This window comes from Aerococcus sanguinicola (assembly GCF_008726925.1).
GTDB lineage: Bacteria > Bacillota > Bacilli > Lactobacillales > Aerococcaceae > Aerococcus.
Genome location: NZ_VYWO01000001.1, coordinates 582357 through 595411 on the forward strand (window position 1 = coordinate 582357; position 13055 = coordinate 595411).

Sequence of the window (13055 nt, forward strand, 5' to 3'; positions counted from 1 at the left end):
CCCTTAAGAATTGCTATAATGGCTTTGAAACAGGGAAGGAAAGGAGCGATCAGATGGAAGAAGCCTTAGAAATCGAGTACAAGAATATCCTTTCCCCAGCTGAATACCAAGACCTGGTTGGCGAATTTGAAGATTGCCAGCAGAGGATTAAACACTTACACAATAGCTACTATGATACAGCTGACCGGAAACTTAAAGCGAAGGGAATGGGCTTAAGGATCCGCCAAGCCGACCACTACCAGCACCTCACCCTAAAGGTCCGTCAAGCCGACCAGGAAATGCTGGAGTATACCGAGAAGCTTACCGCAAAGGAACTTGAACAAAGCCTCTCCCAAGGGCGTCCCGTTCCTAAAAAAGAATTGGAAGCCGTCTTAGACCAGGCCGGTATTGCTTGGCAAGACCTCGAAATGATTGGACACTTTCAAACTCTGAGACGGGAAATCCCCTACAAGGGACAGCTCGTCGTACTCGATGCCTGCCAATTCGACCATTACCAAGACTATGAACTTGAGATGGAAGTGACGAGTCATGAAACTGGCTGGCAAATTTTCCAAGCATTCTTAGAAGCGCGTCAGATCGACCGACGACCTGCCGCCGTTAAGGTCGCCCGGATGCAAGCGACTCAACCCGATTATGACTTTTAATATAGGCTCAATTGGAAGGGGGTTATCAGCCTTATGAAGCAATTTCAATATTCTCACAAGCAGACAACCGACCTAAGCGCAGAAGACCACGACCATGTCTTTGAGCTCTTCCTATTCGTCAACCCAATGGGAAGCAATTGCCACTCTTGTGAAGTGGAAGTCCTTAACTTCTTGGAGCAGACCGACAAACGATGTTACTACCGCTTCATTGCCTGTAATGATTTCCGCTTATTCAATGAATATCTCAAACAAAAAAATTGGACCAAGCTTAGCCTCAAAGAACGTAACCAGCTATACTGCCAAATGCATCAGATTGCAGTGGGTTACAAGGCGGCCTTGCTCCAAGGGAAGAAAGTTGGGCGCCAGTTTCTCATGACTATGCAGGAACACTTTGGCCTGGCCCAAGAAGAATTCACGACCGAACGGATGCTAGAGCTCGCCAAAGAGGCCCGCGTCGACCTTGAAATGTGGCAGGAAGATATTGATTCGGGCTCAGCCCTTAAGTCCTACCATACCGACCTCAAGATCGCCCAACAGATGAAGATTCGCGCGAATCCTAGCCTGGTTATCTTTGACAATCTTGACTTTCGCTATGGCCTCAAATTAGACCAGGATATTACTAAGGACAATTTGGACTATATCACGGACCAAATGATCCATCCTAGCGAAGACCAGCTCTTCTCTTATCCAAGCAGCCATTATCATAACAAGGCCAATAAGAACCAGGTTTCAACCATTAATACCCATAACTTACGCTTACTCAACAAATAAAAGGAGACCCCCTTGAAGAGTCTGCCCCCAAAACAGGCACTCTTCAAGAAGAGGTCTCTTTTTTTATTCGCTCATTAATTGTTTGAGTTCTGCCAGACGGGACTTAAACTGGTCAAAGGCGCTATCTAAGTAATCGCCCTGGGTCATGTCCACACCTGCCCTCTGCATCACGGCAATCGGATAATCGCTGGAACCTGCGGATAAATAGGCCAGGTAAGCGCTGACTGCCCCCTCTTCGCCGCGACTGATCCGGTCAGCCAATGAATTAGCGGCAGAAAAACCGGTCGCATATTGGTAGACGTAGAAATTGTAATAGAAATGCGGAATCCGGGCCCATTCCATGGCGATAGTCTTATCCTCCCAATCAACAGCTGAACCATAGTAGCGTTGGTTGAGTTCAAAATAAGCCTGGTTGAGAGTCTCAGCCGTCAAACTCCGCCCTGATGCCGCTGCTTCATGCATCCACTGTTCAAATTCTGCAAACTGGGTCTGTCTAAAGAGCGTCCCTTTGACACTGTCCAGGTATTGGTTAAGGATATAGATCCGTGTAGCTGGATCTTCCACCGTCGCTAGGAGATACTCCGTTAAGAGGTTCTCATTGGTGGTTGAAGCGATCTCTGCTAAGAAGATCGAATAATCGCCATAGACATAGGCTTGGTGTTTGCGGGTGTAATAGGAATGCATACTGTGGCCGAGTTCATGGACTAGGGTATAGACATCACTCAAGGAATCTTGCCAGTTAAGAAGTACATAAGGCTTGGTATCATAGGCGCCAGATGAGTAGGCCCCTGACCGCTTGCCGATATTCTCATACACATCAATCCAACCCTCCTCAAAGGCCTGGTCGAGATCAGCCAAATAAGTTTGGCCTAAGGGTGCTAGGGCCTTCTTAGTCAGGTCCTTAGCCTCTTCAAAAGTAAAGCTTATAGGAGCTTGGCCAGCTAAGGGGGTGTAGAGGTCGTACATCTGCATCTTATCCAAAGCTAACTGGTCTTTGCGGAAATTTAAGTAATCATGGAAGTCCCCCAGATGGTCATTCACCTTCTCGACGAGGCGGTCATAGACGGCTTCAGGAATATGGTTCTGAGCGAGGGCCGACTGGCGGGCACTGTCATAGTGACGAAGTTTGGCCTTGTAGTTGTGACTCTTCACATTATTGCTCATATTCTCAGCCAAAGTATGGATCAAGCCCTCATAGCCCTGGTACAGATTATGGAAGGCCTGGCGGCGCAAGTTACGGTCCGAATGCTCCAGCAAACGCCCATAGCTTCCATGAGTTAAGGAAATCGTCTGGCCATCCGCTCTTTCCACTGGCTCGAAAGTTAGATCAGCATTATTGATCATACTGAATATCCGTCCCGGGCTCGAGAAAATCTCACCTGCTGCGGCTAGGGCCTCTTCCAAGTCAGGGTCGAGGACATGGGCCTTCTGGTCTCGCAATTCCTTGAAAAATTGCCCATAGTCCTCACGCTCAGCTAACCGACCTAAGGCTTCATCATCTAAGGCTAAGACTTCAGGTTCAAACCAGGACAAGGCGCTGGACACCTCTGTCAAGAGGGCGCTAGCTTGCTTGTTATAATCCAGATACTTAGCATTGGTTGTGTCTTGGTCGTGTTTGAGATGGGCATAGACATAGATCACTTCCAAGCGCCGGCTAATCTCCAGCAAAAGCTCCAAGGCAGCAATGACTTGGTCTTCCCCTTCATGAAGATGGCCTTGGTAAGGAGCTAAACGATCTAAAGCTTGGCTAAAGTTTGCGAGATCCGCTTCAAAGTCTTCATCGCTTGCATAGATCGAGCTTAGGTCCCATTGATAGGCTGGATCCATATCCTCTCTTCTTTGGGCTTCTTTAATTTCTGACATCTGATATCCTCCTTTAATCTCTCCTCCTATTCTAGCATAGTCTGCCCCAGCTTCAAAAACTGAGACCAAGCCTGGGACAAGTGCTTCAAGAAGTCTTCTCGAAGACCCAATTCAAAGACAGGGTGCTGGCGCCAAGCCAAGGCAGTGGCCAAATCAGCTCGGGTCAAAAAGCCCTGGTCCACCAAGTAAGCGTAGACTAAAAGTACCCAGAAAGGTTCTTCTGTCAATAAAGACTTCTCCCGGACTAAGACTAGCCCCTTTGGCAGGTCCATTAAGGATAAGCGCAAGCGGTAGAGACAATCAAGCAAGCGCCGCTCTGCCTGACTCGGCCGGCGTAAAATTTCCTGCAAGCGCCGCTGGTAGCGAGAAGCACTCAGGGTCTGCCCCGCTTGCTTGGGCAACAAGTGACGGAAATCAAAGCCCTCCTCCCAGCCGGTCAACTGGCAGAGGGCTAGATAATCCGGCAGCGATAGGCGGTAGATCGTCCCTGCCCGCCCATAATAATCAAGGGCATAGAGGCGGACATCAGCCGTCCTTTCATGCCAGTAAGGCAGGCAGAGTCCCAAGTCAGCAAAGGGCTTGACAAAGGGCCAGAGACGTTTTAAATGGGCTGGCTTCAGCTTAAAATGCGGCGATTGGTAGCCCAGTAACCATAATAAGTTAAAGCCGGCCAAGTGGTAGTCAGCCGTCCGCTGGGCTAACTCTTCAGCTGACATCTGGGCATACTGAACCTCTAAGACCCAGCGCTTATTGATACAGAGATCGGCCCGACGTTGGATTCCCGCAATCGGAACTTCGGTCAGGGCTTCATAGCCTGCTTCCCTTAAAATCCGGGCCATACTTTCCTTAGAGGCTTGGTGGCGGTCAGACTCCCCGCCTCCAGCAGAAGCCTTAGCCTGGTGGGCAAAGTAAGGGCGCCCCCTGCGCGGCTGACAGAAGATGACCCGTTCATGGCAAGTGGGACAGAAAAAGCGTGGCTGGCTTTCCAAGGCTGCCACCTGACTGGCTGCAATCAAGTGATGGTTATCTATATGTGCAAAGAACATCTCACGCACCTCCTATAGATATATAAACCAAATGGCGGCAAATTCACGGAATTTTATTTCAGGATTAAAAATCAAAAAAACAAGGCCCCCCTAAAAGGAAAGCCTTGCAATTTTTTTTACTTATTTCTAATAACGGAGCCCCATAGCCTCTTCCATTTCAGCTAGGGTTTGGTTGGCAATCTCTTCTGCCTTTTTAGCCCCCTGTCTTAAGATATCTTCAAGCTCATCCGATTCGAGGAGCTCATAGTAGCGAGCCTGCATAGGAGAGAGGAAGTCAGCCATCACTTCGGCCAGGTCCCCCTTGAAGGCCCCATAACCTGATCCTTGGTATTCTGCCACAAGGTCGTCAATGCTACGATTAGAGAAAGCAGAATAGATATCTAAGAGATTAGATACACCTGGTTTTTCTTCAGGGTCATAGCTAATCACACCGGAAGAATCAGTCACTGCTGACTTGATCTTCTTAGCCGCCTTCTTGGGATCATCCAAGAGGGAGATGAAAGCTTTTTGATTATCATCGGACTTGGACATCTTTTGGCTCGGGTCTTGCAAGCTCATAATACGGCCGCCTGATTTTGGCGTCAAGTGCTCGGGCTTGGTCAAGATCGGTTGGTCTTTGCTAGCAAAGCGCTTGTTGAAGCGGTCGACAAAGTTCCGGGTGAGCTCCATATGCTGCTTCTGGTCATCACCGACAGGCACTAAGTCTGCATGGTAAAGGATAATATCTGCTACCATCAAGGTTGGATAGGTCAAGAGCCCAGACATGACAGACTGCTTCTTGGCTGACTTGTCCTTGAATTGGGTCATCCGTTCCAATTCACCTAGAGGAATCAGGCATTGAACCAACCATCCGGCCTTAGCGTGGGCCGCAACATCTCCTTGGACAAAGATAGTAGATTTGTGCGGGTCAACCCCCAAGGCCAGGTAGAGAGCTGCTAAACGTCGGGTATTCTCTCTTAAGTTTTCTGGATCTTGGGGTACCGTGATGGCATGCTGGTTCATAATACAATAGATGGCATCGTGGTCATCTTGCAGGTCAACAAACTGCTTGAGCGCCCCCACATAGTTCCCTATAGTTGGGATACCAGACGGTTGAACCCCTGAAAAAATTTTTTTCATTCCTGCTTCCTCCTAGTTAGTAAATTACCTACTTATTATAGCATTAGCCTCCCAGGAATTCAGTAGTAGACTGTTTTTTCCTGGGACTTTTTATTCAAAAGATGCTTTTAATGGTATTCTGGCGAAACTGTGTTAGAATAAAGTGTTGCTCTTTTTTATTTATAAAGCATCATCCTCCAGGAAAGCTTCATTTTTGGGAGCTTTATTTGAGTAAAATATTAAAAGCCGGAAAAATAAATACAAAATTTGTTTTTATTTTTTATTTATTGAAGATAAATCCATTTTTTTACAATTTACTTACAATTTAAAAGCCCTTCATGTCAAGCTTTTTACTCATCTCATTATTTAATCAAATTCTTACTTTCGAAACTAGCTTTAAATGGATTTTAATAATTGTTATAATAAGTATGTTGAATGATGCATTAGTCATTTCTTAAGGAGAGATGCAAATGGTAAAATTATACACGTCACCAAGTTGCACTTCATGCCGTAAAGCGCGCGCTTGGCTAGAAGAGAACGACATAGCTTATGAAGAGCGCAATATTTTTTCCGACCCTCTCAGTTCAGATGAAATCAAAGATATTTTACGTATGACTGAAAATGGGACTGAAGAAATTATTTCGACAAGATCTAAGGCTTTCCAAGAATTGGACCTTAATCTTGAAGAGATCGGTTTGAATGAACTGTTTGACTTGATTCAAACAACACCAGGCTTACTTCGCCGTCCAATTATCATGGATGAGAAGCGCCTGCAGGTAGGATACAATGAAGACGAAATCCGTCGCTTCCTACCCCGTAAAGTTCGTAAAATTGAACTGCATGAAGCTTTACGTAAGATGGGCTAATAATTCATCTAAGGAGTGTGTTTTACGCACTCTTTTTTATTTTTTCAAAGATTCCTGTATAATTCAAGCAAAAAAGCTTAAAATCGCTTCTTTTCGCATTTTTCAAATAGAATCAATTTACTATTCTCGCTTTTTACGATAGACTAGAATAAATAGCAAGAGATTGAGGTGAGAACCAATGGAAATGGAATATATCAATGAGAATACCATGCGTGTCTTTATCGCGTCAGAAGACCTTGTCGACCGAGGAATTTCCTTCACCGATATTATTGGCGACCAGAAAGCTGTCGAAAGTTTCTTCCTCTCTGTTCTTGAAGAGGTAGATGTCTCTCGCCGCTTCCAAGATTCAGAAGCCATCACCTTCCAAGTGATGCCTAAAAAAGGCGGCATTGATCTTTATATCAGTAAGACGAGCGCCGAACCTTCCTCTTCTGAAGACCATCAGGCTTATAAGCAACTGCTCGATGTCATCGATGAAATGGATGAAGAAGTCCGTAAAGAAGAAAATATCTTGAGCAAGGATTGGAACCAGGAAGACTGGAACCAAGTCATCCTAGGCTTCCAGAACTTCGATGACCTTATCGCTTTCAGCCACGCCTATCCACTTAGAGATGTCCAAGTCGACCTCTACCAACTCAAAGGCCAATTCTATTATCTTTTAACCTTTAACCCCACTGAATATGATCCTGGAACCGTAGAGAACGCCATCTACTGCGCACTCGAATACGGACAACTTCCACCAATCAATCAAGCGGTTCTAAAAGAACACGGCCAAGCCCTCATCCAAGGCCGAGCCAACCAAAGCATAGCCAAAAACTTTAAATAAAGGGTGTGAAGGCACGCGGTTAGCTTCCTTTCACTGGAGCAAGTCGCCAAAGCACTCTGAAGGACTGCGGCGGAGACTTGTGAAGTGACAAGGAAGCTGCGTGATCGAACCCGACTATAAAGGGTGTGAACAGTTGCGCCTAGCCTTGAATGACTGGAACCCGACTAAAGCTATGATAGCCCGCTCTGCTAGAGCGAAAGCTCCCTGTACAGCTTGACCGAAGACATAGCAAAGCCGGCATAAGCAAGCTAAAACTTGCTTATGCCGGCTTTTTTTGCTGCCATCGACTAGTAAATCAAGTCAATCAAGTCATCCACAGAAATATTTCCGAAGTATTTATTAATATCAAGGCCGGAGAAGGTCTCTCTTAAGCCCTCTTCCGTATAGTCAGAGCCACGGAGGGCATCTTCGACATCAGAAATCTCGCCTAGGCCGAAGAAATCACCATAGATTGAGATTTCTTGGATCTTACCCTTAGAAATATTGAACTGGAATTCAATTTGACCGGCTGGGGTCCGCCCTTCCCGGATCAATTCATAATCCGGATCCTTACCGTAATTCCAGTCATCATTACCCGTGTAACGGTCTCTGAAGCGGAAGATTTCTTCCCAGTCTTCGTCCGTCAATTGATACTCTTTCACTTGGTCCAAACGATCCACATCGAAGATATATTTCAATAGAATTTCACGAAATTCGTGGATAGAAATATTTTGATAATCATCATTCAGGAAAGGTTTAATATTGGTCACCCGGCTGCGGACAGACTTAACTCCCTTGGAAGTTAGTTTCTCTTTCTTAGGTTTCAAGACTTCTGTGGTAACCGAAATATCCACATCAAACATCAAGGTCCCATGGGCAGTCATCCGCCCCTTGTGGCTGTACATGGCATTGCCTGAAAACTTCTTACCATCGATAACCAAGTCGTTACGTCCTCGCAATTCAGCGCCTTCAACCCCCATCTTGTGTAAGGCATCGATTACAGGATCTGTAAATTTTTTGAAATTGCGGAAGGAATTCCCATCATCATCTGTAATAAAGCAGAAAGAAATATTTCCTAGGTCATGGTAGACTGCTCCCCCGCCTGAGAAGCGACGAACCACATGGATACCATGGTCCCGCACATAAGCTTGGTTAATCTCTGCCCGGGTATTCTGATTCTTACCAATAATAATAGAAGGCTCATTAATATAAAAGAGAAGAATGGGTTCATCTAAACGTTTCTCATTGAGCAGATAGTATTCAATGGCTAAATTAAGCCGCGGATCATAAATTTCTTCCCCTTGGTATTCATTCTTTACGTAATACATGGTTTCCTCCTTAAATTAATGCATAGTCATAAGTCCAGCGAAAGCCGCCATTGGACAAATAGGTAGACCCTGTCCGGCAAAAGCCTTCCCGTTCAAGGATATGCTGCATGACCCGGTTATCGGGATGGGTGTCTACCCGGAGCGAGCGCTTGCCAGCTGCTCGAGCAAGGGCTTTGACCGTCTGAAAAAGTGCCTGACTGAGGCCCTTGCCCCGCTGGTCCAAACTGATCATCACCCGGTGGATAGCATAGTAAGGCGGTTCTGTCTGCCAAGCCCCTGAAGCTAAGTGGTCATAAGCAGGATCTTCATCTGCTAGAACAAGGAAGGCAAGAATCTCTCCTCCCTCGCCCAGAAAGACATAGGCCTGGTCTGCCTCAATAGCTGAACGAATGTGGGCGATTGTTACTTCGCCATTCTGCCACTGGTCGACACCTTGGTCAGCCAGGTACTGGATACTGGCAGCTAAGATGCTTTCGATAGCATCGAGGTCTTCCAAATTCGCCTTGCGATAAGCTAAACTTTCCATGGCGACCCTTCTTTCCTAATAAGATACTTACATTATAGCAAAAGATAAGGCTTTCATCTAGATTGGCCCCGGCGGATAAAAAAGCTGGCCAAAGCCAGGCTTGTCTTCACAAGACAAGTTGGCTCGACCAGCTAATAGATCATTCATTACTTGCTTTCAGCAGCCTTGACTTGCTCGTCTAAAGCTTTGTAGTCTGCTGAAATATTATCATTGTCGGACCAAGCTTTTTGGTCAGCTCCATCCGTAACTTCTTTAATTTTTGCTTCTGTTTCAGGTGTTTGATAGGTTTCAACGACCTTCTTAATGGCTTCGTCGTTGGCACGATCTTTTTGAGTGGCAATGACACACTTGTACTGGGTCCCTACCTTATCGAGGTCCTCTGTATCAATGAAGATGCCATCCTTGAAGGGGTTCAAGCCCGCATCAACGGCATAGTTGGTATTAGCCACCACGGCATCGGCATCAGCTAATGAACGTGGCACTTGGGCAGCATCTAATTCTGTAATCTTAATATTCTTCGGATTGCTGGTAATATCATTAGGTGTTGGTGAAATGCCTGCATTATCATCAATTTCAATCACGCCAGCTAATTCCAAGAGGAGTAAGGCACGGCCACCATTAGTCGCATCATTTGGAATAGCGACTTCTGCCCCCTCTTTAAGGTCATCTAAGGAATCGACTTTATCGGAATAAGCAGCCATGGCAGAAATATAGGTATAGCCGACAGGTTGGAGGTCTTGCTTCTCACTCGTGTTGAAGTCATGCAAGAAGGCCATGTGTTGGAAGGCATTGAGGTCGAGTGACCCATCTGCTAAGGCCTTGTTAGGTTGGACATAGTCAGTAAAGACTTGAACATCTAGGTCAACACCCTTGTCCTTAGCGCGTTCAGCCACGTCTTCCCAGACTTCACGTTCCACATCACCAACAACCCCAACTTTAAGTTTGCTTTGTTCCGCATTGCCACTTTCTTGGCCTTCGCTCGTGCCCCCGTTAGAGCAAGCGACTAAGGCGAAGGCAGCAGCCGTTAAGAGGCCTAACTTTTTAAAATTATTTTTCATCGTTCAATTCTCCTTTAACTGTTCATTTAATGTTCAATGCGACGGACATACCAGTCTGCAATCGCTTGGGAAATAAAGACAATAATCAGAATAATAACCGTGGACACAATGGTGACATCGGTTTGGAAGCGGTTATAGCCCCGAGTGATGGCTAGGTTACCCAAGCCACCACCCCCGATGGTACCAGCCATGGCGGTCAAACCAATTACATTAATAATTGACAAGGCAGACACCCGGACAATCCCAGGCAGGGCTTCCTTAAGGTAGACCCGGCTAACAATTTGCCAAGTGCTCAAGCCCATGGAAAGCGCCGCTTCAATCACACCCGGATTGACTTCAATCAAGGCATTTTGAATCTGACGGGCAAAGAAAGGCACCGTTGCCACGACCAAGGGCACAATAGCCGCTGTTGTCCCGATCGAGGTCCCAACGATAAAACGGGTCACCCCAACGAGGAGGGCCATCATAATAACGAAAGGAATCGAACGGAAGATGTTAACGATTTTATCCAAGATACTATAGACGACACGGTTTTCCTTTAAGCCACCGGGCATGGTGAGCACAAGGAAGATCCCCACGACAATCCCTAAGGCAAAACCAATAATACAGGTCAGGATGGTCATATAGATCGTTTCAAGCGTCGCTGTCACAAATTCATCAGGAATTTCACTGACATTAGGTAATAGATTTGTCAAAAAGTCCATTATTCAACACCTCCGTTGTCTTCAATTTGGTATTCCCGCCATTTCACACCATTATCATCGATAAACTGAACCGCATCAGCCATCGCTTGGTCATCCCCGCTGATGGACACCAACATGGTCCCCGTTGGAATCCCCTGGAGGACTTCAATATTGGCATAGAGAATACTTGGCAGGACACCGAAGTCACGGGCCAAACGTGCAACGAGAGGATCACCCGTATCCGCCCCTGCAAAATCAATTCGGATAATTCGGTCAGAGGAGTTCACGTCCACCAATTGTGAATTGGCTAAGACAGAGGCAATCCCCTTCTCCGTTGGGCTAGCCGATTCAATAAAGTTCTTGGTTAATTCAGCTTGTGGGTTAGAGAAGATATCAAAGATAGAGCCCTCTTCTACCACATAGCCATCCTGCATAACGGCCACCCGGTCACAGATTTCCTTAATCACACTCATCTCGTGTGTAATAATAACGATGGTTACCCCGAGTTGGTCATTGACGGTCTTTAATAATTGTAAGATGGACCGGGTCGTCTTTGGGTCCAAGGCTGACGTCGCCTCATCACAGAGGAGGACATCTGGGTCATTGGCTAGGGCCCGAGCAATCGCCACCCGCTGCTTCTGCCCACCTGACAACTGGGAGGGATAGGAATCCCGGCGGTCCGATAAGTTGACCAGTTCGAGGAGTCGGTCAACCTTTTGGCGAATCTCTTCCTTGGACAGGCCTGAATCTTGGAGGGGGAAGGCCACATTACCAGCAATCGTCCGTGCATTCATCAAATTAAAGTGCTGGAAGATCATGCCGATATTCTTGCGCGCCTTTCTCAAATCATTATTATTAAGCGCGGTCATTTCAGCCCCGCTCACCCGGACGGTACCGGAAGTCGGCGCTTGAAGCATGTTAATGGTACGGACCAAGGTTGACTTACCTGCGCCCGAATAGCCAATCACGCCAAATATTTCACCCTTGGCAATGGATAAGCTGACATCACGCACTGCGTGAACCTTCCCGCCAGCTGTGTCAAAAGTGACATCAACATTTTCTAAATCAATCATAGCCATCATCCTTTACTCTTTCAATTGAAGTGGAGGCTCATGCAATGCCCCACTCCTAACTGCCAATGAAATTCAAACATTCATTTCCTTATCTAAGCTCCTCAAAAGAATTAGACAAGTATCTATACTAATTTATTCTATCATTTTTTCAGTTTTTAGAAAGTATCGATTTCCAATAGCTTTTGATCGCGTTTAGCGATCACTGGATGATAACAAAACAAAGAGAATACACACCGTTTTATCATTTGAATCGAGCTTTTATCTGGTTAAAATTCAAAATTGCTTTATGATCACTAAAAAAGCCCAAGAAAAGTATTCCTGAGCTTGTAGAAAGTCTATAGCGGCCTGCTCTATTACGATCTGAGCCTTATCCAGGGAAGCAAGACGTTGCTTTGTCCTTATCCACAAGGGCCGTGTAGAAGAGTGCCCGAGCCACGTTCAGACGCAAGCCGTAATAGAGGGCCAAAAGGGCAGCAATCAGCAAGACAAAGAAGAAGAGCGAAATGGCTAAGAAGATATTTGCCCCTTGAGCTGAGCTGAAGAAGGCCACATAAAAGAAAGCCACAGTCCCCAAGATGATAATCAAGAGCGGAAACCAGATATAGGATAGGATAAGCCCTAAGAGTTTCCAACGGTTCCCCTTCATCAAGCGGAAGCTCTCCTTCATCACTTGCCAGGGTCCCATGTCTGGGTGGTCACCGAGGAGTGGGGCAACCAGGGCCAAGGACAAGTCTAACCAAGTCAAAATAATGGATAGAATAATCCAAGCCACAACGAGGATAGCAAAGAAACTAGCACTGACTTGCCAAGCATCCATAGAGAGAGCATCGGCACTAATCAGGCCTAAACCCGAAAGGATACCGACAAGGAAAGTTGGAATAAAGGAAATCAAACTAAGGAGTAAGAGGGCTAAGATATTGCGGCCCAATTTTTCTTTGTAGGGCTTGACCAGAGAGCCTTGGTCATAAGGCCCTCCTTGGCGGGTCAGATCTACTAGCCCCCACATAATCCCCATAGAGAAGAGACTAGAAGCCAGAGTCGAAATAAAGTCTAGCACGGGGGCGAGACCGACTCTTACCGTGAAGCCTTCCGGGTTCGTTAGGCCAAGCAATTGGTCAATCAGATAGTCAACAACAAGGATAACAATAAAGGCAATCACCATATCGCCTAGAATCCGCCAAAAATTATTATGGCTGATGGCCCGCTCATGCTGGCGAATGGTACGATTACTTAGGTCAAGTTTCATATGAATAACCTCCTTGTGGCTTGAAAAGTTGTACGTTTAGATGGAAGT

13 protein-coding genes are annotated in these 13055 nt (G+C 46.3%); 4 read left to right on the top strand and 9 right to left on the bottom strand.

Going from position 1 to position 13055, the window contains the following annotated elements:
* Positions 1-53: 53 nt before the first annotated feature.
* Both F6I03_RS02810 and F6I03_RS02815 read left to right on the top strand, forming a co-directional pair.
* A complete protein-coding gene (locus F6I03_RS02810) occupies positions 54-644 on the top strand; it encodes a CYTH domain-containing protein (protein ID WP_070430289.1) in 591 nt (196 codons plus the stop codon).
* A gap of 33 nt (positions 645-677) precedes the next feature.
* Positions 678-1415, top strand: a complete 738-nt coding sequence (locus tag F6I03_RS02815) for a DsbA family protein (protein WP_070430290.1) — start codon at positions 678-680, stop codon at positions 1413-1415.
* A gap of 63 nt (positions 1416-1478) precedes the next feature.
* On the opposite strand, the gene pepF is transcribed toward F6I03_RS02815, so the two are convergent.
* From pepF to trpS, 3 genes are all read right to left on the bottom strand, one after another.
* Complete coding sequence (pepF, locus tag F6I03_RS02820) at positions 1479-3278, bottom strand: oligoendopeptidase F (protein WP_070626183.1); 1800 nt, start codon at positions 3276-3278, stop codon at positions 1479-1481.
* A gap of 26 nt (positions 3279-3304) precedes the next feature.
* On the bottom strand, positions 3305-4324 hold the full coding sequence (locus F6I03_RS02825; RefSeq protein ID WP_070430292.1) for a competence protein CoiA: 1020 nt from the start codon (positions 4322-4324) through the stop codon (positions 3305-3307).
* A 126-nt stretch (positions 4325-4450) separates the two neighbouring features.
* On the bottom strand, positions 4451-5443 hold the full coding sequence (gene trpS / locus F6I03_RS02830) for a tryptophan--tRNA ligase (protein ID WP_070430293.1): 993 nt from the start codon (positions 5441-5443) through the stop codon (positions 4451-4453).
* A 449-nt stretch (positions 5444-5892) separates the two neighbouring features.
* Between trpS and spxA the strand changes: the two genes are divergently transcribed.
* Together spxA and F6I03_RS02840 are read left to right on the top strand one after the other, a co-directional pair.
* Positions 5893-6288 carry a transcriptional regulator SpxA gene (gene spxA, locus F6I03_RS02835; RefSeq protein ID WP_070430294.1) on the top strand — a complete coding sequence of 132 codons (396 nt, stop codon included), beginning with the start codon at positions 5893-5895 and terminating at the stop codon, positions 6286-6288.
* A 178-nt stretch (positions 6289-6466) separates the two neighbouring features.
* Positions 6467-7114: an adaptor protein MecA gene (locus F6I03_RS02840; protein ID WP_070430295.1), complete on the top strand. Its 648-nt coding sequence runs from the start codon at positions 6467-6469 to the stop codon at positions 7112-7114.
* A gap of 287 nt (positions 7115-7401) precedes the next feature.
* On the opposite strand, the gene F6I03_RS02845 is transcribed toward F6I03_RS02840, so the two are convergent.
* The 6 genes from F6I03_RS02845 to F6I03_RS02870 all read right to left on the bottom strand — a co-directional run bounded on the left by F6I03_RS02845 (position 7402) and on the right by F6I03_RS02870 (position 13007).
* Complete coding sequence (locus F6I03_RS02845; protein ID WP_070430296.1) at positions 7402-8421, bottom strand: lipoate--protein ligase; 1020 nt, start codon at positions 8419-8421, stop codon at positions 7402-7404.
* Between the two features lie 10 nt (positions 8422-8431).
* Positions 8432-8947: a GNAT family N-acetyltransferase gene (locus tag F6I03_RS02850; protein ID WP_070430297.1), complete on the bottom strand. Its 516-nt coding sequence runs from the start codon at positions 8945-8947 to the stop codon at positions 8432-8434.
* 146 nt (positions 8948-9093) lie between these two features.
* Positions 9094-10005, bottom strand: a complete 912-nt coding sequence (locus tag F6I03_RS02855; RefSeq protein WP_070430298.1) for a MetQ/NlpA family ABC transporter substrate-binding protein — start codon at positions 10003-10005, stop codon at positions 9094-9096.
* A gap of 26 nt (positions 10006-10031) precedes the next feature.
* The gene (locus F6I03_RS02860) at positions 10032-10712 is read right to left on the bottom strand and encodes a methionine ABC transporter permease (protein WP_371325719.1); all 681 of its coding nucleotides are present in this window, start codon (positions 10710-10712) and stop codon (positions 10032-10034) included.
* Positions 10709-11761, bottom strand: a complete 1053-nt coding sequence (locus F6I03_RS02865) for a methionine ABC transporter ATP-binding protein (RefSeq protein ID WP_070430300.1) — start codon at positions 11759-11761, stop codon at positions 10709-10711. Before F6I03_RS02865 ends, F6I03_RS02860 begins: the two co-directional genes overlap by 4 nt.
* Positions 11762-12128: 367 nt before the next feature.
* On the bottom strand, positions 12129-13007 hold the full coding sequence (locus F6I03_RS02870; RefSeq protein ID WP_070430301.1) for a DUF975 family protein: 879 nt from the start codon (positions 13005-13007) through the stop codon (positions 12129-12131).
* Positions 13008-13055 lie beyond the last annotated feature (48 nt).

Coding starts and splice junctions, on each gene's coding strand:
- F6I03_RS02810 (WP_070430289.1), top strand. CDS start 54: ATGGAAGAAGCCTTAGAAATCGAGTACAAGAATATCCTTTCCCCAGCT.
- F6I03_RS02840 (WP_070430295.1), top strand. CDS start 6,467: ATGGAAATGGAATATATCAATGAGAATACCATGCGTGTCTTTATCGCG.
- F6I03_RS02845 (WP_070430296.1), bottom strand. CDS start 8,421: ATGTATTACGTAAAGAATGAATACCAAGGGGAAGAAATTTATGATCCG.
- F6I03_RS02870 (WP_070430301.1), bottom strand. CDS start 13,007: ATGAAACTTGACCTAAGTAATCGTACCATTCGCCAGCATGAGCGGGCC.
- F6I03_RS02850 (WP_070430297.1), bottom strand. CDS start 8,947: ATGGAAAGTTTAGCTTATCGCAAGGCGAATTTGGAAGACCTCGATGCT.
- spxA (WP_070430294.1), top strand. CDS start 5,893: ATGGTAAAATTATACACGTCACCAAGTTGCACTTCATGCCGTAAAGCG.
- pepF (WP_070626183.1), bottom strand. CDS start 3,278: ATGTCAGAAATTAAAGAAGCCCAAAGAAGAGAGGATATGGATCCAGCC.
- F6I03_RS02855 (WP_070430298.1), bottom strand. CDS start 10,005: ATGAAAAATAATTTTAAAAAGTTAGGCCTCTTAACGGCTGCTGCCTTC.
- F6I03_RS02815 (WP_070430290.1), top strand. CDS start 678: ATGAAGCAATTTCAATATTCTCACAAGCAGACAACCGACCTAAGCGCA.
- trpS (WP_070430293.1), bottom strand. CDS start 5,443: ATGAAAAAAATTTTTTCAGGGGTTCAACCGTCTGGTATCCCAACTATA.
- F6I03_RS02865 (WP_070430300.1), bottom strand. CDS start 11,761: ATGATTGATTTAGAAAATGTTGATGTCACTTTTGACACAGCTGGCGGG.
- F6I03_RS02825 (WP_070430292.1), bottom strand. CDS start 4,324: ATGTTCTTTGCACATATAGATAACCATCACTTGATTGCAGCCAGTCAG.